We start from the raw sequence: 23,407 nt of genomic DNA, 5'->3' as shown, positions 1-23,407 counted from the left end.
AGCCCACTACGAACGCTTGATCAGCGTTCGACCTCGCCCTTGATGAACTTCTCGACGTTCTCACGGGCCTGGTCGTCGAAGTACTGCACCGGCGGGGACTTCATGAAGTACGACGACGCCGACAGGATCGGGCCGCCGATGCCACGGTCCTTGGCGATCTTCGCGGCGCGGAGTGCGTCGATGATGACACCGGCGGAGTTCGGGGAGTCCCAGACCTCCAGCTTGTACTCCAGGTTCAGCGGGACGTCACCGAAGGCACGGCCCTCGAGACGGACGTACGCCCACTTGCGGTCGTCGAGCCAGGCGACGTAGTCAGACGGACCGATGTGGACGTTCTTCTCGCCGAGCTCCCGGTCGGGGATCTGCGACGTGACGGCCTGGGTCTTGGAGATCTTCTTGGACTCCAGGCGGTCGCGCTCCAGCATGTTCTTGAAGTCCATGTTGCCGCCGACGTTCAGCTGCATCGTGCGGTCCAGGATCACGCCACGGTCCTCGAACAGCTTCGCCATGACGCGGTGCGTGATGGTGGCACCCACCTGCGACTTGATGTCGTCACCGATGATCGGAACGCCCGCCTCGGTGAACTTGTCCGCCCACTCCTTGGTGCCGGCGATGAAGACCGGGAGGGCGTTGACGAAGGCGACCTTGGCGTCGATGGCGCACTGGGCGTAGAACTTCGCCGCGTCCTCGGAACCGACGGGCAGGTAGCAGACGAGGACGTCCACCTGCTTGTCCTTGAGGATCTGGACCACGTCGACCGGGGCCTCGGCGGACTCCTCGATGGTCTCGCGGTAGTACTTGCCGAGGCCGTCCAGCGTGTGGCCGCGCTGCACGGTCACACCGGTCCTCGGCACGTCGCAGATCTTGATCGTGTTGTTCTCGGAGGCGCCGATGGCGTCCGCGAGGTCCAGACCGACCTTCTTGGCGTCGACGTCGAAGGCGGCGACGAACTCCACGTCACTGACGTGATAGTCACCGAACTGCACGTGCATGAGACCCGGGACCCTGGACGCCGGGTCGGCGTCCTTGTAGTACTCGACTCCCTGCACCAGCGACGCGGCGCAGTTGCCCACGCCGACGACGGCTACGCGAACCGAACCCATTCCGGTTGCTCCCTGTGTGTACGAGTGAGGTCCTGGCAGGGACCTCACGTGGCGGTGTCGCCGGGCGCATCCGTCCCGGGGGCGTCCCCGGGACGGGGCAGGGCGCCCGGCGCTCCCTCTGTGGTGTCGCGAGCGGGTTCTCCGTGGGCGGGACCCTTCAGGTCCCGGCCCGCCCGCTCGCTCTCGATGAGCTCGTTCAGCCAGCGCACTTCGCGCTCCACGGACTCCATCCCGTGGCGCTGGAGCTCGAGCGTGTAGTCGTCGAGGCGCTCGCGGGTGCGTGTCAGAGAGACGCGCATCTTCTCCAGCCGTTCCTCCAAACGGCTGCGACGGCCCTCCAGGACGCGCATACGCACATCCCGGGAGGTCTGCCCGAAGAACGCGAAGCGAGCGGCGAAGTGCTCGTCCTCGTAGGCGTCGGGACCCGTCTGTGAGAGCAGCTCCTCGAAATGCTCCTTACCTTCCGCCGTCAACCGGTAGACGATCTTGGCGCGGCGACCTGTGAGCGGGGCGGCGGCAGCATCCTCCGGGGTAACGCCCGACTCCTCGATCAACCAGCCATTGGCGACCAGCGTCTTGAGGCAGGGGTAGAGCGTCCCGTAGCTGAACGCCCGGAACACACCCAACGACGTGTTGAGTCGTTTGCGCAGCTCATAGCCGTGCATCGGGGCCTCGCGGAGCAGACCGAGGACGGCGAACTCGAGTATCCCGGAGCGCCGGCTCATCGTCGCCTCCCGTCTCCCGCTGGCCCTGTCGACACGATTTATGCCGAGCTGATGTATCGACTCGATACATCAAGACGATAGAACGCCCCTACGGATGCGACAAGTGGGGATCCGGTGAACGGGGTCACATCACCGATTAGTAGGAAGCAAGTTGCCTGTTTTGCGGTGAAGTTCGGTGCTCAGTTGGTTTTGGCGGTGCGTAGTCTGTGCGGCATGCACACCACTGGGAATCGAGTGACGTTTGAGCACGTCGTCGTCCTGGGTGCGGTACGGATGAATGCCAACACGACCGCATCCGTACTTCGGGGGGACCGGAAACCAGCCGCCGTTTCCAGGCGCGCACGGGTGCGCCTGCCCGAGGAGTAGTCGTTCGATGAGCGAGCACCGTCGCAAACCGCCGCAGCCGCAGGGAGGCGGACGTGCCGCGGCCCGACGCGGCCAGTCGGCGTCCTCCGGCCGCCGCGCGGCACCGCGGGGCGCCACCGGGTCACTTTCCGAAACCTACAGTGCGGGAGGTGAGGAGTCCTCGTACGAGGGCCGCGCAGCGTCGCGACGTGCGGCGCAGAGAAGCACCGGCGTCGGTCCGGGCGGCGGCCGTCGTAGAGCGGCTGAGCCCGCGGGTCGTGGGCCGGGTCGCGGCCGAGGGCGCGCCGCCCCTCCCGGCAAGCAGCGTTTTATCGACTATCCGCGCGCCGGTAGGTACGGGGCGATGCGGTGGGTGCCCTCGTGGCGCCAGGTGACAGGGCTGTTCATCGGCTTCTTCGGCTGCCTCGTGGCGGCGGCCGGCATCGGGTACGCGGTTGTGGCCGTACCTGACCCGGCTCAGGCCGCGACCGCGCAGAACAACGTCTACTACTGGTCGGACGGCTCGCAGATGGTCGCGACGGGTGGTGAGGTCAACCGCCAGATCATCGCGTACGAGAAGATCCCCAAGGCGATGCGCTACGCCGTCATGTCGGCCGAGAACAAGACCTTCGAGACCGACAGCGGCGTCGACCCGATGGGCATCGCCCGCGCTGTCGTCAACATGGCCAAGGGTGGTCAGACGCAGGGTGGTTCGACGATCACCCAGCAGTACGTGAAGAACGCCATGCTCGACGACCAGTCGCAGACACTGTCCCGGAAGGTGAAGGAACTCTTCATCTCGGTGAAGGTGGGCGCCTCCGTCGACAAGGACGAGATCATGCGCGGCTACCTGAACACGGCCTACTTCGGCCGTGGCGCCTATGGTCTCCAGGCGGCGGCCCGCACCTACTTCGACAAGAGCGCGGAGAAGCTCAACCCCAGCGAGTGCGCCTTCCTCGCCGCGGTGCTCAAGGGCGCGACGTACTACGACCCGGCCGGAGCGACAGCGATCGACCCGGCCGCCACGTCGGAGGCGAACACCAAGCGGGCCACGGAACGGTGGAGCTGGATCCTCAACGAGATGGTCAAGGACAACCATCTGTCCGCGGCCGAGAAGGCCAAGTACCCCAACTTCCCCAAGATTCAGCGTCCCCGCTCCAACGCACAGCTGGGCGGCCAGATCGGTTACCTGGTCGATACGGCCAAGGGCTACATCCTCAACAACACCGACATCACGCAGAAGCAGCTCGAGCAGGGCGGCTACGAGATCCACACGACCTTCGACAGGAAGAAGGTCAAGGAACTCGAGAAGGCCGTGACGAAGGTCCGCAAGGAGAACATCAAGCCGGACCTCCGCCCGAAGACCGACACCCACGTGCAGTTCGGTGGCGCGTCGGTCAACCCGAAGTCGGGCGCCATCGAGGCGATCTACGGTGGTGAGGACGCCACCAAGCACTTCACCAACAACGCCGACGTCACCGGAGCTCAGGTCGGCTCGGTGTTCAAGCCCTATGTCCTGGCGGCTGCAATGACCTGGGGCAAGCGCGACCCTGACCTCGATCCCGACCAGGCACAGGACGAGCGGACCATCGTCTCGCCGAAGAGCCTCTACAGCGGGAAGAACAACCTCAAGATCAGGGACTACAACGGCGACATCTGGACCAACGAAGAGGGCAAGGAGTGGCTGCAGGCCAACGACGGCGACGAGTCGTACGGCAGCCCGCCGAAGTACCAGATCGATCTCCGTGAGGCGATGCGGGTCTCGGCGAACTCCCCCTACGTGCAGCTGGGTATGGACGTCGGTCTGGACCGGGTGAAGGAGGCGGCCATGGAGGCAGGCCTCAAGGAGGGCAGCCTGACCGGCACGGGCTTCCCGTCCTTCTCGATCGGTATCTCCGACCCGAGCGCGATCCGTATGGCGGGTTCGTACGCGACCTTCGCCGCCAGTGGCAAGCAGAACGAACCGTTCTCGGTCAAGACCGTCGAATACGAGGGACTGACCAGGTTCGACCACGACGACATTGCTGAACCGAAGCGGGCCTTCACCTCGGAGGTCGCCGACAACGTGACCGACGTCCTCAAGACCGTCGTCGACGAGGGAACCGGTACGTCGGCCCAGCTGGCCGGCCGTGAGGTGGCGGGTAAGACCGGCACCACCGACGGCAACAAGTCGGCCTGGTTCGTCGGGTACACCCCGCAGTTGTCGACGGCGATCAGCATGTACCGCATGGACGACGACGAGTCGAACAAGAACCGTACGTTCCTGGAGATGTACGGCACGGGTGGCCAGGAGACGATCCATGGTGCCTCGTTCCCGGCCGAGATCTGGCACGACTACATGGAGGACGCACTCAAGGGCCAGCCGGCGGAGGACTTCCCGGAGCCCGAGCCGATCGGTGTGATCGTCAACGAGGAGCCGGATCCGACGCCGACCCCGACGGTCACCGAGTCCGAGGAGGAGTCGCCCGAGCCGAGCCCGTCGCCGACCGAGAGCGAGATCCTGCCTTCGCCGACACCCAGCGAGACCTGCCGCAACCCCTTCAACCCCACGTGCGAGGAGACCGGCGGTAACGACACGGGTGGCACGGAAACTGGTGGAATCGACGGCGGGGTGACTGCTTCGCCATCGGAGTCGGAGGATGATTCGAGAGGCAACCAGAACGGGGGTCTCTTCGGAGGCAACGACGGGTAGCTCCACGCCCGGCAGGATGTGTTTCACGTGAAACATGGGCCACCGCACCGATCAGGTGCGGTGGCCCTCGTCGTATCCCCTGCGCGAGCCGACGAGGGGGCGGCCTGTGTTTCACGTGAAACACAGGAGTCGGATACGACGGGATGCGGTGGTCCTCGGCGTATTCCTAGGCGCGTACGGCAGGATGTGCGGCATGCCCAGTGCAGAGACGACGCGAGTGAGCACGGACGAGCCGGAGCCGGTGCGGCCCACCAAGGAGGACGAGGTCGCTTCGACCGGCAGCGAGCTGATCGGTGGCCCGATCGGGCGCCGGGCGCTGCTCGGCACGTCCTGGTGGACACCGGTACGGGTCGTCGCACTGGTGGCCATCGGCATGTTCGCGCTGGGCATGGTGCAGAAGCTGCCCTGCTACGACGGCGCCTGGTTCTTCGGCGCCAGCTCGCAGTACACGCACGCCTGCTACTCGGATATCCCGCACCTCTACCAGGGGCGAGGATTCGCCGAAGGACTCGTGCCGTACTTCGACAAGATCCCCGGCGACATGGAGTACCTGGAGTATCCGGTACTGACCGGCGTGTTCATGGAGGTCGCCGCCTGGCTCACCCCGGGCAGCGGCACCATTCAGGACCAGGAACAGTGGTACTGGATGGTCAACGCCGGGATGCTGATGGTGTGCGCGGCGGTCATCGCGGTCTGCTGTGCGCGCATTCACCGCCGGCGCCCGTGGGACGCCCTTCTGGTGGCTCTGGCGCCCGCTTTCGCGCTGACCGCCACCATCAACTGGGACCTCCTCGCGGTGGCCCTGCTGGCCGCCGCGATGCTGATGTGGTCGCGTGGGCGCCCCCTCGCCTTCGGTGTGCTGATCGGGCTCGCCACGGCCGCCAAGTTCTACCCGTTCCTGGTGCTCGGACCGCTCTTCGTGCTGTGCTGGCGAGCAGGCAAGTGGCGAGCGTTCGCGGCCGCACTGCTCGGTGCTGTCGGGGCCTGGCTCGCGGTGAACCTTCCGGTGATGCTGCTGGCGCCAGACGGATGGTCGAAGTTCTACCGCTTCAGCCAGGAGCGCGGTGTGGACTTCGGTTCCTTCTTCCTCGTCATCTTGCAACGGTTGAACATCCAGATCACCGCTGAGACGGCGAACGCGTACGCGATGGTCTCGATGGTGATCGTCTGCGTCGGCATCGTCGCGCTCACGCTCACCGCCCCGCGCCGCCCGCGCTTCGCCCAGCTCGCCTTCCTGATCGTCGCGGCCTTCATCCTCACCAATAAGGTCTACTCGCCGCAGTACGTGCTCTGGCTGGTTCCGCTTGCCGCCCTGGCTCGGCCCCGTTGGCGGGACTTCCTGATCTGGCAGGCCTGCGAGGTGGCGTACTTCCTGGGTATCTGGATGTACCTCGCGTACACGACCAGCGGAGACGCTCACAAGGGTCTGCCTGCCGAGGGGTACCAACTCGCGATCATGGCCCACCTGTTGGGCACGCTCTACCTGTGCGTCGTCGTCGTGTGTGACATCTTCCTGCCCGAGCGGGACGTGGTGCGCAGGGCCGGTGACGACGATCCTTCCGGTGGTGTGCTCGACGGCGCGGAGGACGTCCATGTGTACGGTGCGGCAGGCCATCCCCCGAGGCACGCGCTGCCCTTCGAAGGGCCTCAGGTGGAGTGGGGCAGCGGTGGGCCGGGAGGCAGTTCGCTCTGAGCGAACAAGAAGGCCTGGACAGGGATGAAGGCGGAAGGCCGTACACGAAGCCTCGTGTACGGCCTTCCGCCTTCATCCCTGCGGGCTGATCCGCCCAGCGCCTGGCCCACTCCGCCCATCGGGCAAGGCTTTCAGCGGTCGACGATCCGGTCGAACTGCGTGGTGGTGTGCCGCAGATGGGCCACCAGTTCCTCCCCGACCTTCGGCTCCGGGGCGTCCGACGGCACGAAGAGGATCGACACCTGCATGTGCGGAGGCTCGGCGAACCAGCGCTGCTTGCCGCCCCAGACGAACGGAGAAAGGTTCCGGTTGACCGTGGCGAGACCCGCCCGGGCGACGCCCTTGGCGCGCGGCATGACGCCGTGCAGTGCCTTCGGTGCCTCCAGACCCACCCCGTGCGACGTACCGCCTGCCACGACCACCAGGAACCCGTCGGAGGCCGCCTTCTGCTGCCGGTAGCCGAAACGGTCGCCCTTGGCGACGCGGGTGACGTCCAGGACGGCACCGCGGTACTCGGTCGCCTCATGGTCGCCCAGCCACAGCCGTGTGCCGATGCGGGCCCGGAAGCGGGTCTGCGGGAACTGCTGCTGGAGGCGGATGAGGTCCTCTGACTTGAGGTGGCTGACGAACATGGTGTGCAGCGGCAGCCTGGCCGCGCGCAGCCGGTCCATCCAGCCGATGACCTCCTCGACGGCGTCCGAGCCGTCGGTGCGGTCCAGCGGCAGATGGATGGCGAAGCCCTCCAGGCGCACGTTCTCTATGGCCGCGTGGAGCTGGGGCAGTTCCTGCTCGCTCACGCCGTGCCGCTTCATCGAGGACATGACCTCGATGACGACGCGGGCGCCCACGAGTCCGTACACGCCGTCGACCGACGACACGGAGCGGATGACGCGGTCGGGCAGGGGGACGGGCTCCTCAGCGCGTCGGTAGGGCGTCAGCACCAGCAGGTCGCCGCTGAACCAGTCCTTGATCCGGGCGGCCTCGTACGTGGTGCCGACGGCGAGGATGTCCGACCTGAGACGCGTGGCCTCTTCCGCCAGCTTCTCGTGCCCGAAGCCGTAGCCGTTGCCCTTGCAGACGGGGACGAGTCCCGGGAACTGCTCCTGAACGTGCTTGTGGTGTGCCCGCCAGCGCGCGGTGTCGACGTACAGCGTGAGCGCCATGGACGGTCCCGGAACCTTTCTCGTGGCTGCGGTGTATTCAGAGGTATGGAAGCAAAAACGGGGGCGTCAGCGGCGCGACATGTAGATGTCGAGCGCCTTGTGGAGCAGCTTGTTCAGCGGGAAGTCCCACTCACCGAGGTACTCGGCGGCCTGTCCGCCGGTTCCCACCTTGAACTGGATCAGGCCGAAGAGGTGATCCGTCTCGTCCAGCGAGTCGGAGATGCCGCGCAGGTCGTAGACGGTCGCGCCGAGGGCGTAGGCGTCGCGCAGCATGCGCCACTGCATCGCGTTCGAGGGCCGGACCTCACGGCCGATGTTGTCCGAGGCCCCGTAGGAGTACCAGACGTGCCCGCCGACGACGAGCATGGTCGCCGCGGACAGGTTCACGCCGTTGTGCCGGGCGAAGTAGAGCCGCATGCGGTTGGGGTCCTCGGTGTTGAGGGCCGTCCACATGCGCTGGAAGTACGACAACGGGCGGGGCCGGAACCGGTCGCGCACGGCCGTGATCTCGTACAGCCGCTGCCACTCCTCCAGGTCGTGGTAGCCGCCCTGGACGACCTCGACACCGGCCTTCTCTGCCTTCTTGATGTTGCGGCGCCACAGCTGGTTGAAGTTCTTGTGGACCTCTTCCAGGGAACGGTTGGCGAGCGGCACCTGGTAGACGTAGCGCGGCTGTACGTCACCGAAGCCGGCCCCGCCGTCCTCACCCTGCTGCCAGCCCATCCGGCGCAGCTTGTCGGCGACCTCGAAGGCCCGCGGCTCGATGAAGTCGGCCTCGATGTCACGCAGACGCTTCACGTCCGGGTTCTGGATGCCCGCCTTGATGGAGGTGGCCTCCCAGCGCCGGATGATCACCGGGGGCCCCATCTTCACCGAGAAGGCGCCCTGGTGCTTCAGATGCGCGAGCATCGGCTCCAGCCAGTCGGTGAGGTTCGGCGCGAACCAGTTGATGACCGGACCCTCGGGCAGATAGGCGAGGTAACGCTTGATCTTGGGCAGCTGGCGGTACAGCACCAGGCCGGCGCCGACCATCTCGCCGGTCTTGTCGTCGAACCACCCGAGGCTCTCGGAGCGCCACTCGGCCTTGACGTCGGCCCAGGCCGGGACCTGCATGTGGCTAGCCGAGGGCAGGCTCTGGATGTATGCCAGATGCTGCTCACGGCTGATCGTCCTCAGGGTCAGGCTCATTCAGGGCGCTCCTCGGGCTGGTGTGTCCCCATGGGTACAGGGGCTCCGGCTCTCGCGCCGAAGCCTACTGCGCCCTGCGGGCGCCCCGAATGGCTGTATGGGACCTGGAGCCCTGCCCGTACGTGGTCAGGACGTCAGGTGGTGTTATTCGGCCGCTTGGTCCGATGTGGGACCACGGACAGCATGGGGTCGGTCCGCCGACCGCGCGACCGGGTGGCGCGGAGTCAGCCGATGACGCCGCCGAAGAGACCTCCGTGGGCCATGCCCAGGAAGAATCCGACGGCCGAGGCACCGAGACCCACGATCAGGCCGAAGCGCTCACGGGTCGTCTCCGAGATGAACTGTCCGTACGCGCCGGTCAGAATTCCCACCAGGCCCGCCCAGGAGCTGAGCAGGTGCAGATGGTGGAACATCGCCGTGATGAAAGAGACCGCCCCGAGGACGAGCGTCACGGCCAGCAGGGTGTCCTGCACGGGGTGGGGCTTGTCGTCGGTGGCGAACAGGGAGCCGGCGATGTTGGGTCGCAATGTCTGTGCCATGGGGCACCTCCTGCGGAAGGCGGCGCATCGTAGCGCCATACACACCCGATGTGTACAGATTGACGGTCACCGGCACCGGATTTCAACCGGAAGCGGGTGTGCGGGTAGTGTGTACCGTCTGCACCGGTGTCTGCCCAGGCCATGACAGGGATCCCCGACGGGACCCCCGATTGTCAGTGGTGGCCGATACCGTTGCGTACGCATCACAACCCTCCTGCCACGGAACGACCGTGGCCGTTGAGTCCAAAGGAGGTGGGTTCCACATGCGTCACTACGAGGTGATGGTCATCCTCGACCCCGATCTGGAGGAGCGCGCTGTCGCCCCCCTGATCGAGAACTTCCTCTCCGTCGTCCGTGAGGGCAACGGAAAGGTCGAGAAGGTCGACACCTGGGGCCGTCGTCGTCTCTCGTACGAGATCAAGAAGAAGCCTGAGGGCATCTACTCGGTCATCGACCTGCAGGCCGAGCCTGCGGTCGTCAAGGAGCTCGACCGCCAGATGAACCTGAACGAGTCGGTCCTCCGGACCAAGGTCCTCCGCCCCGAGACCCACTGAGCCTTCCCGCTCAGTCGATCCCGGGATCCGAGTAGCAGCACAAGCAGCCAGCAGCAAACCCGCCGAGAGGTACCCCCATGGCAGGCGAGACCGTCATCACGGTCGTCGGCAATCTTGTCGACGACCCCGAGCTGCGCTTCACCCCTTCCGGTGCGGCGGTCGCGAAGTTCCGTGTCGCGTCCACTCCCCGCACCTTCGACCGTCAGACCAACGAGTGGAAGGACGGCGAGAGCCTGTTCCTGACCTGCTCGGTCTGGCGTCAGGCGGCGGAGAACGTCGCCGAGTCGCTCCAGCGAGGCATGCGCGTCATCGTGCAGGGCCGGCTGAAGCAGCGGTCCTACGAGGACCGTGAGGGCGTCAAGCGCACGGTCTACGAGCTGGACGTCGAGGAAGTCGGCGCCAGCCTGCGCAGTGCCACGGCCAAGGTGACCAAGACCGCCGGAGGCGGCCGTGGTGGCCAGGGCGGTTACGGCGGCGGTGGCGGTGGCGGTGGCGGCCAGGGTGGCGGCGGCTGGGGCGGAGGCCCCGGCGGCGGTCAGCAGGCCGGCGGCGCTCCCGCCGACGACCCGTGGGCCAGCGGCGCTCCCGCCGGTGGCAACCAGGGCGGCGGTGGCGGCGGCTGGGGCGGAAGCTCCGGCGGCGGTGGCGGCGGCTACTCGGACGAGCCCCCCTTCTAGGACTTCGAGGCCGGGTCACCGGTCTTCGAGGTCAAGGGCGGGGCCGTACCCCACACTTCTTGATCACACAGGAGAATCACCATGGCGAAGCCGCCTGTGCGCAAGCCGAAGAAGAAGGTCTGCGCTTTCTGCAAGGACAAGGTCACGTACGTGGACTACAAGGACACGAACATGCTGCGGAAGTTCATTTCCGACCGCGGCAAGATCCGTGCCCGCCGCGTGACCGGCAACTGCACGCAGCACCAGCGTGACGTCGCCACGGCCGTCAAGAACAGCCGTGAGATGGCGCTGCTGCCCTACACGTCCACCGCGCGATAAGGGAAGGGTGACCGACACATGAAGATCATCCTCACCCACGAGGTCTCCGGCCTCGGCGCTGCCGGCGACGTCGTCGACGTCAAGGACGGCTACGCTCGCAACTACCTGATCCCGCGGAAGTTCGCGATCCGCTGGACCAAGGGCGGCGAGAAGGACGTCGAGCAGATCCGTCGTGCTCGCAAGATCCACGAGATCCAGACCATCGAGCAGGCCAACCAGATCAAGGGCCAGCTCGAGGCCGTCAAGGTCCGTCTGGCTGTCCGCTCCGGCGACGCCGGTCGTCTCTTCGGTTCCGTCACCCCGGCCGACATCGCTTCCGCGATCAAGGCGTCCGGTGGCCCCGAGGTCGACAAGCGCCGCATCGAGCTGGCTGCTCCGATCAAGACGCTGGGCGCTCACGAGACGTCCGTGCGTCTGCACCCCGAGGTTGCCGCCAAGGTCAACATCGAGGTCATCGCGGCCTAAGGGTCGCGTTCGCTGAAGCGGTGTATGGGGCCGCACCCTGCGAAGGGTGCGGCCCCACATGCGTGCGGGGGCGATGTTTCACGTGAAACGACGTCGACGGCGCCATGTTGTCAGCGCGGGGCACCGCCCGACCTATCAGCGGGTCGCCCCGGTGACGATCCAGAGTTCTGAGCGGGAGCGCAGCCACAGGGTCAGCATGCGTGTCGTCATCATCAGGGTCATGGCGCCCCAGAGGGCGGTCAGACCGCCGCCGAAGGTGGGGATGAGCAGGGCGGTCGGGACGAAGATCGCCAAGGTCAGGAGCATGGCTCGGGCGAGGTAGGGGCCGTCTCCCGCGCCCATCAGTACGCCGTCGAGCACGAAGACGATGCCGGAGATCGGCTGGGCGAGCGCCACCACGATCAGAGCGGGCAGTGCCGCTTCCTGGACTGTCGGATCGCTGGTGAAGAGCGGGATGAACAAGGGCCGGGCGGCGACCACCAGGAGTCCGAGCAGGGAGCCCGTGGCGATTCCCCACTGCACCATCCGGCGGCAGGCATCGCGGGCTCCTTGGGCGTCTCCAGCGCCGAGATAGCGGCCGATGATGGCCTGCCCGGCGATGGCGATCGCGTCCAGAGCGAAGGCGAGCAGGCTCCAGAGGGAGAGGATGATCTGGTGTGCGGCGATGTCCTCGTCTCCGAGGCGGGCCGCCACCGCGGTGGCGATCATGAGGATCGCCCGCAGCGAGAGCGTACGCACCAAGAGAGGTACACCCGCCTGAGCCGAGGTTCGTATGCCGGCGATGTCCGGACGCAGTGAGGCGTCGTGTCTGCGGGCGCCGCGGATCACGACCCAGAGGTATGCGGCAGCCATGCCGAGTTGGGCGATGACCGTGCCCCATGCGGACCCCGCGATACCCAGGTCGGCTCCGTAGACGAGGCCTGCGTTCAGGGCGCCGTTGGCGACGAAGCCGGCCACGGCGACGTACAGAGGTGTCTTCGTGTCCTGGAGACCGCGCAGGACACCGGTGGCTGCCAGCACGACGAGCATGGCCGGAATGCCGAGGGCCGAGATCCGTAGATAGGTCGTGGCGTAGGGGGCCGCGGTGTCCGAGGATCCGAAGAGGGCGACCAGGGTGGGGGCCGTGGGGACGACGACCGCGACGACGGCTGCTCCCAGCAGGAGGGCGAGCCAGATACCGTCCATGCCCTGGCGGATGGCGGCACGCAGATCTCCGGCTCCGACGCGCCGGGCGACGGCGGCCGTGGTGGCGTAGGCGAGGAAGACGAAGACGCTCACCGCGGTGACGAGGAGGGCCGAGGCGACACCGAGACCGGCCAGTTGTGCGGTACCGAGGTGGCCGACGATGGCGGTGTCGACCATGAGGAAGAGTGGCTCGGCGACGAGCGCGCCGAAGGCCGGAACGGCCAGCGTGATGATCTCTCGATCATGCAGACGTCGCGTGGCCCTGGTGGTCGCGGAAGCCTGTGTCATGAGCACCAATCTAATCTTCCACAGGTAAGAGATGCAATGCGCTTGTGGCTATTACACTCTGCCTGGTCGGGTGTGTTCTCGCGCACTGATCCTGATGATCTTGATCCGGTCGTGGAAGTTTTTCTTCTGCACAGCCCGTGGACGGCAAAAGTGCAGTTCAAGGCGGTAGGCCAGGCGCAACTGGAGTCTTGTTCACAGGGCTGTCCACCGAGTCGTGCACAGGTTTTGCGGGGTTCTCCACAGCATCTGGGCCGTCGTCCACATGGCCTGTGGATAACCAGATTGGCTGACGGTGCAGACGGGCCTACGGTGGTGCGGCGCCCACTCCCTGGCCGATCACGGAAACCTCGCAAAACCGACGTGCCAGAACCGGAGTTGGGCCTCTCATTTGTCAGTGTCGTGCCGTAGAAATGAGAAGCACGGCGAGGTCCGCTCGGCGGACGGGAGGAGGTCGCTCGGTGAGCATTTCCGAGCCCTTGGACGACCCGTGGGCCGACAGCGGGCCCAGTGATCGTCTGCCCCCTTCCCGTCGGCGACCGGACGGCGACCGGAGCAGGGACGAGCGGCACGACCGGGGCCGGGACAACAGGGAGTGGGACGGCGGAGGTTCGGCCTTCGAGCGCGTACCGCCGCAGGACCTCGATGCCGAGCAGTCCGTCCTGGGCGGCATGCTGCTCTCCAAGGACGCCATCGCCGACGTGGTCGAGATCCTCAAGGGGCCCGACTTCTACAAACCGGCGCACGAAACCATCTACCAGGCGATTCTCGACGTCTACGCCAAGGGTGAGCCCGCCGACCCCATCACCATCGCCGCCGAACTCACCAAGCGCGGCGAGATCACCAAGGTGGGCGGCGCCTCCTATCTGCACACGCTCGTCCAGACGGTGCCGACTGCGGCGAACGCGGAGTACTACGCGGAGATCGTCCATGAGCGGGCCGTCCTGCGCCGCCTGGTCGAGGCCGGCACTCGCATCACCCAGATGGGATACGCGGCCGACGACGACGTGGACGAGATCGTCAACAGAGCCCAGGCCGAGATCTTCGCGGTGACCGAGCAGCGCACGACCGAGGACTATCTGCCGCTCGGCGACATCATGGAGGGCGCACTCGACGAGATCGAGGCGATCGGCTCGCGGTCGGGAGAGATGACCGGTGTACCGACCGGGTTCACGGACCTCGACCAGCTCACCAACGGTCTGCACCCGGGCCAGATGATCATCATCGCGGCCCGTCCCGCGATGGGTAAGTCCACGCTGGCGCTGGACTTCGCGCGCGCTTGTTCGATCAAGCACAACATGCCGAGTGTGATCTTCTCGCTCGAGATGGGGCGCAACGAGATCGCGATGCGTCTGCTGTCGGCCGAGGCACGCGTGGCTCTTCACCACATGCGCTCCGGCACGATGACGGACGAGGACTGGACGCGGCTGGCACGCCGGATGCCGGACGTGTCCGCCGCGCCGCTCTACATCGACGACTCCCCGAACCTGTCGATGATGGAGATCCGGGCCAAGTGCCGGCGCCTGAAGCAGCGCAACGATCTGAAGCTCGTCATCATCGACTATCTGCAGCTGATGCAGTCCGGTGGCAAGCGGTCCGAGAGCCGCCAGCAGGAGGTCTCCGACATGTCGCGAAACCTGAAGCTGCTGGCCAAGGAGCTGGAGCTGCCGGTGATCGCCCTGTCGCAGCTCAACCGTGGTCCCGAGCAGCGTACGGACAAGAAGCCCATGGTCTCCGACCTGCGGGAGTCGGGATCGATCGAGCAGGACGCCGACATGGTGATCCTGCTGCACCGCGAGGACGCCTACGAGAAGGAGTCGCCGCGCGCCGGCGAGGCCGACATCATCGTGGGCAAGCACCGTAACGGTCCGACGGCCACGATCACGGTCGCCTTCCAGGGCCACTACTCGCGGTTCGTGGACATGGCGCAGACCTGATCCGGGGAAATGCGCTCGACTCCTGGTCCCGGGCCCGGTGGACTGAGCGCATGACAACACCTCACGAAGAGCTGCTTCCTGCCACGCGCCGGGCACTGTTGCACCGCATCGCCGTCGCTCAGGCCGAGGGCCGGGCACCGTCACTGGTCGCGGCGGTGGTCCGGGGCGGGGAGACGGTGTGGAACGGGGCGCGGACCTCGGTGGAGGGGCACGGGCCGGACGCGAACGTGCAGTACCGGATCGGTTCGATCACCAAGACCTTCACCGCTGTTCTGGTCATGCGGCTGCGTGACGAGGGCGCCCTGGATCTCGGTGACCCGTTGGAGAAGCATCTGCCGGGCACCGGCGCGGGGGAGGCGACCATCGCCGAACTGCTCGCCCACACGGCAGGACTTGCGGCGGAGTCTCCTTCGCCCTGGTGGGAGCGGACCTCGGGGTCCCTGCGTCCGGAGCTCGCCGATGTGCTCGGGGAGCAGCCGCACCGCCATCCCGTAGGCCGTCGCTTCCACTACTCCAACCCCGGCTTCACGCTGCTCGGTGCGCTCGTCGAGCAGTTGCGTGGTGCTCCTTGGGAAGAGGTCCTGCGACGAGAGGTGCTGGAACCCCTTGGGCTGAGCCGCACGACCTGGCACCCGGAGGCACCGCATGCCGGTGGCTGGGCCGTGCACCCCTGGGCGGACGTGATGCTGCCGGAGCAGGTCGAGGACCTGGGCCGCATGGGGCCAGCCGGTCAACTCTGGTCCACGGCCGGTGACTTGGCCCGCTTCGCGGTCTTCCTGGCGAGGGGGGACGAGCGCGTGTTGAGTGCTAAGTCGCTTCTGGAGATGCGGACGCCGGCCGCGCCGGGGGAGGCCGCCGACGTGGTGGCCGGAGCGGCGTACGGGCTCGGGATGCAGCTTCAGCACCGAGATGGCCGGTTCCTCGTCGGTCACGGAGGCTCGGTGCCCGGCTTCCTCGCCCAACTCACCATCAGTGTCGAGGACGATATGGCTGCCGTCGTGCTGACCAACTGCACCTCAGGACCGGTGTTGTCGGAGGTGGCTGCCGACCTCGTACGCATCGTGGCGGAGGCCGAGCCGCGGATCCCCGAGCCATGGCGGCCGTTGACCGAAGTGGACCCGTCGGTCCTGGAGCTGGTCGGTCCTTGGTACTGGGGGACGTACAGCTTCGTGCTGCGGCTCACCCTCGAGGGAGGACTCTCACTGGAGCCGCTGGCTGCCACCCTGCGCGGAGCTGGTTTCCGACGTAACGACGACGGCAGTTGGACGGGGCTCAACGGCTATTTCGCGGGAGAGCTGCTGCGGGCCGTACGGAGGCCCGACGGGACCGTGAGCCACCTGGACCTCGGATCGTTCGTGTTCACGCGTCAGCCGTACGACGAGGGGGCTCCGGTGCCCGGTGGAGTGGATCCCGAGGGGTGGCGCGCGATCGGGTAGGCACGGTTCTGCCGCTGTGCGGGTCCCGGCTCGCGATGTTTCACGTGAAACAGGACCCCACGGCGGTCCCCGGGGCCGCACTCACAGCGGCAGTTTGAAGCCCACATGGCTGGCCTCGAAGCCGAGCCGCTCGTAGAACCGATGGGCATCGGTGCGTGTGGCATCGGACGTCAGCTGAACCAACTGACAGCCCTGAGCCCGTGATGACTCGATCGCCCTCTCGATGAGCCGTGAACCGAGGCCGCTGCCGCGCTCGTCGGCGTGGACCCGTACGCCTTCGATGATCGCGCGGGTGGAACCGCGTCGGGAGAGACCCGGAACGATCGTCAGCTGGAGCGTCCCGACGACGCGGCCCTGACGGACGGCGACCACCACGTGTTGGTGGGGGTCACCACTGAGACGTTCCAGGGCGGCGAGGTAGGGAGCCAGATCGTCCGGTGACTCGCGCTGGGCGCCCAAGGGGTCGTCGGCCAACATCGCGACGATCTCCGGGACGTCGTCCTCGGTCGCCGGGCGAATCTCCAGATCTCCCATGCCCGCACCCTACGCGGGCACGTTCAGCGACTCCACGACGCGGACGAGTGGGGCCAGTTCGGGGTTCTCGGCGGCCGCGTCCAGGGCCTCACGCAGGGCGGCGTCGTTGGTGGGGCGTGCCGCCGCGAGGAGTTGCAGGCCTGCCTCGGAGACATCGGTGTAGATGCCCCGACGGTCGGTCGGGCACAGGTAGCGCGCAAGCAGTCCGCGATCCTCGAGCCGGGTGACCAGGCGGGTGGTCGCGCTCTGACTGAGGACGACCGCGTCGGCGACCTGCTTCATCTGGAGGTGCCCGCCCTCGCCGTCGTGCTGTCGACTCAGCACGTCCAGCAGGGAGTACTCACGCACGCTCAGGTCGTGTCCGGCCTGCAGTGCGCGTTCGATGTGGGCCTCGATCCGCCCGTGCAGCAGGGAGAGGGCGCACCAGCCCTGCGCCAGGGCGGTGAGCGCGGGATCCGTCGCTGTCATCGGTGGTCCTCCGTCCCAGAGCTGTTGTCCCAGGATAGGCCAGGTGCGCGATAGTCAGCCCAAGCACATATGGCGCGTCTGCAAGTATTGTGTACGCTCGTAAAGCGCACATGCAATCTTCTGGAAGGTGCACGCCCTCATGCCTCTCGCGCTTCTGGCTCTCGCGATCGGGGCCTTCGGCATCGGAACGACCGAGTTCGTGATCATGGGCGTGCTGCCCGAGGTCGCCGACGACTTCGATGTCTCCATCCCCACAGCGGGGTTCCTCGTGACCGGCTACGCACTCGGTGTCGTGCTCGGAGCGCCGATCATGACCGCCCTGGGCACGCGGGTGTCCCGCAAACGGATGCTCATGCTGCTGATGGGGCTGTTCATCGTGGGCAACCTGCTCTCCACGCTCGCCCCCGCCTACTCCGTCATGCTCCTCGGGCGTGTGGTCGCCTCCCTGGCACACGGGGCCTTCTTCGGTATCGGCTCGGTGGTCGCGGCCGACCTTGTCGCCCCGGACCGCAAGGCCGGTGCTCTCGCGATGATGTTCAGCGGCCTGACCGTCGCGAACGTCGTCGGAGTGCCCCTGGGCACTCTGATCGGGCAGTCCGTCGGCTGGCGGGTCACCTTCGCCGGGGTCACGGCGCTGGGCGTCGTCGGGCTGCTGGGCATTGCCCGGCTGGTCCCCGAGATGCCCAGGCCGGCAGAGGTCCGCCTCCGGCATGAACTGGCAGCGTTCAAGAACGTTCAGGTTCTGCTGGCCATGGTGATGACCGTGCTGGGCTTCGGAGGGGTCTTCGCGGCAGTCACCTACATCGCGCCGATGATGACGCATGTCGCCGGCTTCGCCGATTCCTCCGTCACCTGGCTCCTCGTTCTCTTCGGCCTCGGCATGGTCGGCGGCAACCTGGTGGGCGGCAAGTACGCGGACCGCGCGCTGATGCCCATGCTGTACGTCTCGCTGGGCGCCCTGGCCGTCGTCCTCGCCCTGTTCTCATTCACCGCTCATGACAAGATCACCGCTGCTGTGACCCTCACACTCGTCGGCGCGCTGGGCTTCGCGACCGTACCGCCGTTGCAGAAGAGGGTCCTCGACCAGGCGCACGGCGCACCGACACTGGCCTCGGCCGTGAACATAGGCGCCTTCAACCTCGGCAACGCGCTCGCCGCCTGGCTCGGCGGCCTCGTCATCGACGCGGGCCTCGGATACACGGCACCCAACTGGGTCGGAGCCGCGCTCGCTGTGAGCGCGCTCGCGCTGGCGTTCGTCGCGGCGGCACTGGAGCGCAGGCAGAGCGTCATCGGCACGGGCGTCGCGGAATCCGCGGGAGCGGACGCTCGGCGGACACCTGCCCACCACTGACGGCCGGTGGGCCGAGACCGCGGTCGTGAGCCTCAGCCCGCTGCCACGGTCAGCGGGGCGTAGCGTCGGCCCCAGTCACCGGGCAGCTCGGAGATCCCGTACGTCATCACGGCGTTGAAGGCGATCGACACCAGACCACGTTCCTTCACCCACGTCAGCAGCTCCTCGTGGCGAACGTCGAGGTCGGTGCGCAACGGCCGGTCCGTGTGAGCGGCGAGGGAAGCGATGAGCGCCTTTGCCGCCTCCGTGTCGCGGGCGATCAGTGGACCGACGACCTGGTCGTTCAGATTGGGCCAGGCGGCCGCGTATCCGATGATGCGGCCGTTCTCCTCCGCGACGCGCAGTTGATCCGCGAAGGCGGGCAGGCGGGTGAGGACGTGGGTGCGGTCCGTGCCGAAGACCTCTGCGTCGAGCCTAAGGATCGTGGGGAGGTCCTCGGCCGTGGCCGAGCGAGTGGACACCGCGGGGTCCGCACCCCCTGCCGTGAAGTGCCCGCGCACCATCTCGGCCCGTCCGGTGACCTTGAAGCCCAGCTCCTCGTAGAGCGGGCGTCCGTGCGGGGTGGCGTGCAGGGTCAGCGGTGTCGTGCCCATCTCCGCGAGGACGTGGCGCATCAGACGGCGGCCGATGCCCTGGCGGGCGTGCCGCTCGGCGACCAGCACCATGCCGATCGCTCCCAGATCCGGGCGACCCGCGGGGCCGTACTCGGTGACGACGCAGGCGGTGATCAGCCCGCCCTCGGGGTCATCGACGCCATATCCCGTGCCGGCGGACAGCAGCAGCCCCCACTTGTGCTCCTCGCGAGGCCAGCCTCGGTCCTCGGACAGGTCGGCGCAGGCGACGAGATCGCGAAGCGTCAGACGGCGAATGGGCAGAGAGGTGGAAAATGGTGTCGACACGCAGGTCAGGTTGTCCGACACACGCCTTTGACGTCCATCGGTTTGCCGTCGGACGTGCGCCGTTTTGGCCATCTCGTGCACAACCGCACAGCGCGCGGACGGATGTTTCACGTGAAACATCCGTCTCCGGGCATACGCGTGCAGGCGTGTTCGCCGCGCATCCAACCTGACGGATTCGGGGCAGGTGAACGAAGTGCACAATCGGGGGAGCGTCGTTCGCCTGCGCGCACTCGACGCCAGGATCTGTGGGATGCCTATGAATTGGTGTGACGCGCCCGGTAATTGAAGGAATCGCGGATTCGCGCCCGTTGAATTACCGGTATGGCCAGGGGGGACTTGTGTGTGACGGCCCTGCCGGTAGGGTCGAGTCCGGTTCGTGTCCGAAGCGAGATGCAGTCGTCTCATGGCGGGGGTACGAACGCAGCTCAATGCAGCCTAACCGGACAGGGAGATCGAGAACCTGCGTTTACCGTTACGGGGCGGGGGCGTTCGCGCGCTGTGGAACGCTGCCGTGAGTGCTGCGGCTCACGTCACACTCTCATCTACTTGTCCGTACGGAGCGGAAACCCGGGTTGAATGTGGCCGCATTGGTCGACGGGGAACGAACGGGGATCAGCAAGGCCGTCCGCGGGGGAAAACGTGCGACTTCCGTCTGGAGGGCGTACGCAGATCGACCGAAAGATGCTCGAGGCGAGGCAGACCATGGACGCTCCGACCACCACGTCGGCCGGCAACGGTACTTCGGGGGACACTGACGGAGGCGGTTGGTTCACGCCTCGCACATCGCCGCCGCCCCCTGGCGGGGAGCAGGAGCCGGAGGGCAACCGTCTCGCAGCCCTGCGGCCCGTCGGTCGTTCCCAGGAGCCGCCGAAGAGCCCGCAGCCGAACCGGGAGAGCGCCGCACCGGAGCGAATACCGACCGGTCCGGATTTTCCTCCCGGTGTCCCACTCAGCCCTCCGCCCGCCCCGGATCACGGCTCCGACCACTCCGTCTTCGACCCCCCTGTGTCGGACGAGCGTGCCGGACACACCGCCACCGCCTCCCCCGACGCCGTTCTCATCCGGCGGACCATGGCGGAGGTCGGACCCGTCGCCGACAAGGTCACCTCGTACTTCTACGCGCTGCTCTTCGTCCAGCACCCGGAGCTGCGCTCGATGTTCCCCCCGGCGATGGACGCCCAGCGGGACCGCCTGCTCAAGGCACTGCTGACCGCGGCCGAACACATCGACAACACCCCCGTCCTCGTCGACTACCTGCAGAACCTCGGTCGTGGCCACCGCAAGTACGGGACCCAGGCCGAGCACTACCCGGCCGTCGGCGAGTGTCTGATCGGTGCGCTGAGCCGGTACGCCAAGGGGAGCTGGAACGACGAGACCGAGGCCGCCTGGGTCCGGACGTACACCACGATCTCCCAGGTGATGATCGACGCGGCGGCCGCGGACGAGCTGCGATCCCCACCATGGTGGCTCGCCGAGGTCGTCTCACACGATCTGAGAACCGCGGACACAGCGATCCTCACCGTCCGTCCGAACCAGCCGTATCCCTTCCTCGCCGGGCAGTACACCAGCCTGGAGACTCCCTGGTGGCCGCGGATCTGGCGGCACTACTCCTTCGCCTCCGCGCCGCGCTCGGACGGGTTGCTGTCGTTCCATGTGAAGGCGATCTCCGCTGGCTGGGTCTCCAACTCGCTCGTGCACCGTGCCCGGCCCGGCGACGTGCTGCGACTGGGGCCGCCGGCCGGTGGCATGACCGTCGACCACACCAGCGACAGCGGCCTGCTCTGTCTGGGCGGGGGCACCGGTATAGCGCCGATCAAGGCCATCGTGGAGGAGGTGGCCGAACACGGACGGCACCGCCCCGTCGAAGTCTTCTACGGAGCCCGCACCGGCCAGGACCTCTACGACCTCGACACCCTGCTGCGGCTGCAGCAGAGCAACTCCTGGCTCGAAGTGCGCCCGGTCGTGGACAAGCACGGACTGCTTCAGCTGCCCGACGCCATACGTGACCACGGACCCTGGAACGGCTACGACGCGTACCTCTCCGGCCCGCCCGGCATGATCCGCAGCGGTGTGGACGCACTGAAGGCAGCCGGGGTCCCCGCGGACCGCATACGCCACGACTCGGTGGAGGAACTGGTGGCAGCCGGGGACTGACGTCCGAGATCAGGACGGCGGTGGTTGCCGCTGGTCGTCGGTGGACGGTCAGCCCAGGTCGGGCGCGTGCATCGCCCGTACGCCCTCGATGTTCCCGTCCAGGTAGTGCCGCAGCGACAACGGGACGAGGTGGACGGAGGCGATGCCGACCCGGGTGAAGGGGATGCGCACGATCTCGTACTCCCCCAGGGGCTCCTCCACCTCGGGGCCGTGCCGCTTGGAGGGGTCCATGGACTCCAGACGGCAGACGAAGAAGTGCTGCACCTTCACACCGGTGGCGCCGCCGTCCTCGCCGATGTGCTCGACGGTGTCCACGAAACAGGGCACCACATCAGTGATCTTGGCGCCGAGCTCCTCGTGCACTTCGCGGTGGAGCGCGTCGACGACCGTGGTGTCCTCCGGCTCGACCCCGCCGCCCGGCGTGAGCCAGTAGGGATCCACGCCCGGCTTGGTCCGCTTGATCAGGATCAGGTCGTCGCCGTCGAGCAGGACGGCGCGGGCGGTGCGCTTGACCACGGGTCGTACGGTCATGGGAGAAATGTGGCCCCGCATGTTCCACGTGAAACATCACCGGGGCGAGGAAGAGGGGCACCCCGGCGCTCGCTGTTGGTCCGAGCTCGGCACCCCCCTCTGTCCAAGGGCTCCATGCTTGCCTCAGGACCAGTTCGCCGCGGTCTCCAGCAGCCACTCGTGCGCCCGCGCGATGTGCGGCATGGCCAGGGTGCCGGTACGGACCACCAGGAAATAGGTCCGCAGCGGGGGCACCGCGGGTTCGAGAAGCGTGACGAGGTCACCGCGCTCCAGGGCGGAAGCGCACAGGTAGCGGGGGACCACGGCCAGCCCGGCGCCCGAGATCGCACAGGCGATGACCGCGCGCAGGTCCGGGACGACGACGGTCCCGGAGGTGGCGGGCCGGGCGTCGAAGACCGAGGCCCAGTAGCGGGTGATGAAGGGCAGTGACTCGTGTACCTCGACGAGGGGAAGCTCCTCCAGCGTGTGCGCCCCCTTGCGCCCCGGCCTCCCCGGACCGATCACGTCTGCCCACCGGGGGGCGGCCACCAGGACGTGCTCCTCGTCACAGAGGGGGGCCGCTGCGAGGAGGGCACCACGCGGCTGGGCGGTGGTGATGGCCAGGTCGTGGTGTCCGGCGGCAAGGCCCTCCAGCGCCTCGTCGGAGTTTCCGAAGGAGACCCGCAGCGCGAAGCCCTGGCCGTCGTCGCCGGTCAGGGCGGTGAGCGCGGGCAGGGCCCGCTCGGCGGTGAACTCCGGCGGGCCGGCGAGATGGAGGGTCCGTAAGGAGGAGTCGTCGTCGAGGCCGGTCTCGGCGATCTCCGCCAGCGCGTCGAGATGCGGGGCGGCCTTGTGGGCGAGCTCGTCGCCGATGGTCGTCGGCGTCACCCCCCGGGCCTTGCGCAGGAAGAGCGGGCGGCCGAGTTGCCGCTCGAGAGTGCGTATCTGCGAGGTGACGGCCGGCTGCGACAGGCCGAGCAGGGCGGCGGCACGGGTGAAGGAACCGGCCCGGTGCACGGTCACGAACGTCCGCAGTAAGGCCAGATCCATGGTCGCCTCCCCTCGCCGCCTCCGGAGCGCCCAACTATAAATAAGTCGATAGGTCTCTGTCGCTACTGTGATTGGACACTGACACAGAGTCAACTAGCCTTGTTCGCGCGGTTCTTCGCGCGCGGAACCGGGGGCG

The 23,407-nt window shown here is 67.4% G+C and carries 21 protein-coding genes; 10 read left to right on the top strand and 11 right to left on the bottom strand.

Annotated elements, in window-relative coordinates:
* Nucleotides 1–20: 20 nt before the first annotated feature.
* Both PUR53_RS29465 and PUR53_RS29460 read right to left on the bottom strand, forming a co-directional pair.
* A complete protein-coding gene (locus tag PUR53_RS29465; protein WP_329901829.1) occupies nucleotides 21–1,103 on the bottom strand; it encodes an inositol-3-phosphate synthase in 1,083 nt (360 codons plus the stop codon).
* 44 nt (nucleotides 1,104–1,147) lie between these two features.
* The gene (locus PUR53_RS29460) at nucleotides 1,148–1,828 is read right to left on the bottom strand and encodes a PadR family transcriptional regulator (RefSeq protein ID WP_329910198.1); all 681 of its coding nucleotides are present in this window, start codon (nucleotides 1,826–1,828) and stop codon (nucleotides 1,148–1,150) included.
* Nucleotides 1,829–2,201: 373 nt separating this feature from the next.
* Here PUR53_RS29460 and PUR53_RS29455 point away from each other — a divergent pair, with 373 nt between their 5' ends.
* Nucleotides 2,202–4,865 (top strand): transglycosylase domain-containing protein, encoded by a 2,664-nt coding sequence (locus PUR53_RS29455; protein WP_329910197.1) that lies wholly within the window; start codon nucleotides 2,202–2,204, stop codon nucleotides 4,863–4,865.
* A 193-nt stretch (nucleotides 4,866–5,058) separates the two neighbouring features.
* Nucleotides 5,059–6,558, top strand: coding sequence for a glycosyltransferase family 87 protein (locus PUR53_RS29450; RefSeq protein ID WP_329910196.1), 1,500 nt, complete (start codon nucleotides 5,059–5,061; stop codon nucleotides 6,556–6,558).
* Nucleotides 6,559–6,689: 131 nt separating this feature from the next.
* Here the strand turns inward: PUR53_RS29450 and PUR53_RS29445 are convergent, their stop codons facing one another.
* The 3 genes from PUR53_RS29445 to PUR53_RS29435 all read right to left on the bottom strand — a co-directional run bounded on the left by PUR53_RS29445 (nucleotide 6,690) and on the right by PUR53_RS29435 (nucleotide 9,448).
* A complete protein-coding gene (locus tag PUR53_RS29445; protein WP_329910195.1) occupies nucleotides 6,690–7,721 on the bottom strand; it encodes an alanine racemase in 1,032 nt (343 codons plus the stop codon).
* A 66-nt stretch (nucleotides 7,722–7,787) separates the two neighbouring features.
* Nucleotides 7,788–8,909 carry a peptidoglycan bridge formation glycyltransferase FemX gene (femX, locus tag PUR53_RS29440; protein WP_033530671.1) on the bottom strand — a complete coding sequence of 374 codons (1,122 nt, stop codon included), beginning with the start codon at nucleotides 8,907–8,909 and terminating at the stop codon, nucleotides 7,788–7,790.
* Nucleotides 8,910–9,133: 224 nt separating this feature from the next.
* Nucleotides 9,134–9,448: a hypothetical protein gene (locus PUR53_RS29435; protein ID WP_037689622.1), complete on the bottom strand. Its 315-nt coding sequence runs from the start codon at nucleotides 9,446–9,448 to the stop codon at nucleotides 9,134–9,136.
* A 263-nt stretch (nucleotides 9,449–9,711) separates the two neighbouring features.
* Between PUR53_RS29435 and rpsF the strand changes: the two genes are divergently transcribed.
* The 4 genes from rpsF to rplI all read left to right on the top strand — a co-directional run bounded on the left by rpsF (nucleotide 9,712) and on the right by rplI (nucleotide 11,462).
* A complete protein-coding gene (rpsF, locus tag PUR53_RS29430; protein WP_005482942.1) occupies nucleotides 9,712–10,002 on the top strand; it encodes a 30S ribosomal protein S6 in 291 nt (96 codons plus the stop codon).
* Between the two features lie 77 nt (nucleotides 10,003–10,079).
* Nucleotides 10,080–10,679 (top strand): single-stranded DNA-binding protein, encoded by a 600-nt coding sequence (locus PUR53_RS29425; RefSeq protein ID WP_329901833.1) that lies wholly within the window; start codon nucleotides 10,080–10,082, stop codon nucleotides 10,677–10,679.
* Nucleotides 10,680–10,760: 81 nt separating this feature from the next.
* A complete protein-coding gene (gene rpsR / locus PUR53_RS29420; RefSeq protein ID WP_003949403.1) occupies nucleotides 10,761–10,997 on the top strand; it encodes a 30S ribosomal protein S18 in 237 nt (78 codons plus the stop codon).
* An 18-nt stretch (nucleotides 10,998–11,015) separates the two neighbouring features.
* On the top strand, nucleotides 11,016–11,462 hold the full coding sequence (gene rplI, locus PUR53_RS29415) for a 50S ribosomal protein L9 (protein ID WP_184906394.1): 447 nt from the start codon (nucleotides 11,016–11,018) through the stop codon (nucleotides 11,460–11,462).
* A gap of 135 nt (nucleotides 11,463–11,597) precedes the next feature.
* On the opposite strand, the gene PUR53_RS29410 is transcribed toward rplI, so the two are convergent.
* Nucleotides 11,598–12,944: an MATE family efflux transporter gene (locus PUR53_RS29410; RefSeq protein ID WP_443080373.1), complete on the bottom strand. Its 1,347-nt coding sequence runs from the start codon at nucleotides 12,942–12,944 to the stop codon at nucleotides 11,598–11,600.
* A 449-nt stretch (nucleotides 12,945–13,393) separates the two neighbouring features.
* Here PUR53_RS29410 and dnaB point away from each other — a divergent pair, with 449 nt between their 5' ends.
* Complete coding sequence (dnaB, locus tag PUR53_RS29405) at nucleotides 13,394–14,869, top strand: replicative DNA helicase (RefSeq protein ID WP_184906398.1); 1,476 nt, start codon at nucleotides 13,394–13,396, stop codon at nucleotides 14,867–14,869.
* Between the two features lie 50 nt (nucleotides 14,870–14,919).
* Nucleotides 14,920–16,305, top strand: coding sequence for a serine hydrolase domain-containing protein (locus PUR53_RS29400; RefSeq protein ID WP_329910193.1), 1,386 nt, complete (start codon nucleotides 14,920–14,922; stop codon nucleotides 16,303–16,305).
* 81 nt (nucleotides 16,306–16,386) lie between these two features.
* Here PUR53_RS29400 and PUR53_RS29395 read toward each other — a convergent pair whose 3' ends face one another.
* Nucleotides 16,387–16,839 (bottom strand): GNAT family N-acetyltransferase, encoded by a 453-nt coding sequence (locus PUR53_RS29395; protein WP_329910192.1) that lies wholly within the window; start codon nucleotides 16,837–16,839, stop codon nucleotides 16,387–16,389.
* A 9-nt stretch (nucleotides 16,840–16,848) separates the two neighbouring features.
* The gene (locus PUR53_RS29390; RefSeq protein ID WP_329901837.1) at nucleotides 16,849–17,307 is read right to left on the bottom strand and encodes a MarR family winged helix-turn-helix transcriptional regulator; all 459 of its coding nucleotides are present in this window, start codon (nucleotides 17,305–17,307) and stop codon (nucleotides 16,849–16,851) included.
* A gap of 139 nt (nucleotides 17,308–17,446) precedes the next feature.
* On the opposite strand from PUR53_RS29390, the gene PUR53_RS29385 reads away from it, so the two are divergent.
* A complete protein-coding gene (locus PUR53_RS29385) occupies nucleotides 17,447–18,658 on the top strand; it encodes an MFS transporter (protein WP_329910191.1) in 1,212 nt (403 codons plus the stop codon).
* Nucleotides 18,659–18,690: 32 nt separating this feature from the next.
* On the opposite strand, the gene PUR53_RS29380 is transcribed toward PUR53_RS29385, so the two are convergent.
* Nucleotides 18,691–19,557 (bottom strand): GNAT family N-acetyltransferase, encoded by an 867-nt coding sequence (locus PUR53_RS29380; RefSeq protein WP_329910190.1) that lies wholly within the window; start codon nucleotides 19,555–19,557, stop codon nucleotides 18,691–18,693.
* A 681-nt stretch (nucleotides 19,558–20,238) separates the two neighbouring features.
* On the opposite strand from PUR53_RS29380, the gene PUR53_RS29375 reads away from it, so the two are divergent.
* The gene (locus PUR53_RS29375; protein ID WP_329910189.1) at nucleotides 20,239–21,711 is read left to right on the top strand and encodes a globin domain-containing protein; all 1,473 of its coding nucleotides are present in this window, start codon (nucleotides 20,239–20,241) and stop codon (nucleotides 21,709–21,711) included.
* 48 nt (nucleotides 21,712–21,759) lie between these two features.
* Here PUR53_RS29375 and PUR53_RS29370 read toward each other — a convergent pair whose 3' ends face one another.
* Complete coding sequence (locus tag PUR53_RS29370; RefSeq protein WP_329901841.1) at nucleotides 21,760–22,242, bottom strand: NUDIX hydrolase; 483 nt, start codon at nucleotides 22,240–22,242, stop codon at nucleotides 21,760–21,762.
* Between the two features lie 123 nt (nucleotides 22,243–22,365).
* A complete protein-coding gene (locus PUR53_RS29365; RefSeq protein ID WP_329901842.1) occupies nucleotides 22,366–23,271 on the bottom strand; it encodes a LysR family transcriptional regulator in 906 nt (301 codons plus the stop codon).
* Between the last annotated feature and the right edge of the window lie 136 nt (nucleotides 23,272–23,407).

Origin of the sequence: Streptomyces sp. SP18BB07, assembly GCF_036322545.1 — a bacterium.
Taxonomy (GTDB): Bacteria; Actinomycetota; Actinomycetes; order Streptomycetales; family Streptomycetaceae; genus Streptomyces; species Streptomyces deccanensis.
This window is presented reverse-complemented; position numbering and strand designations above follow the sequence as displayed.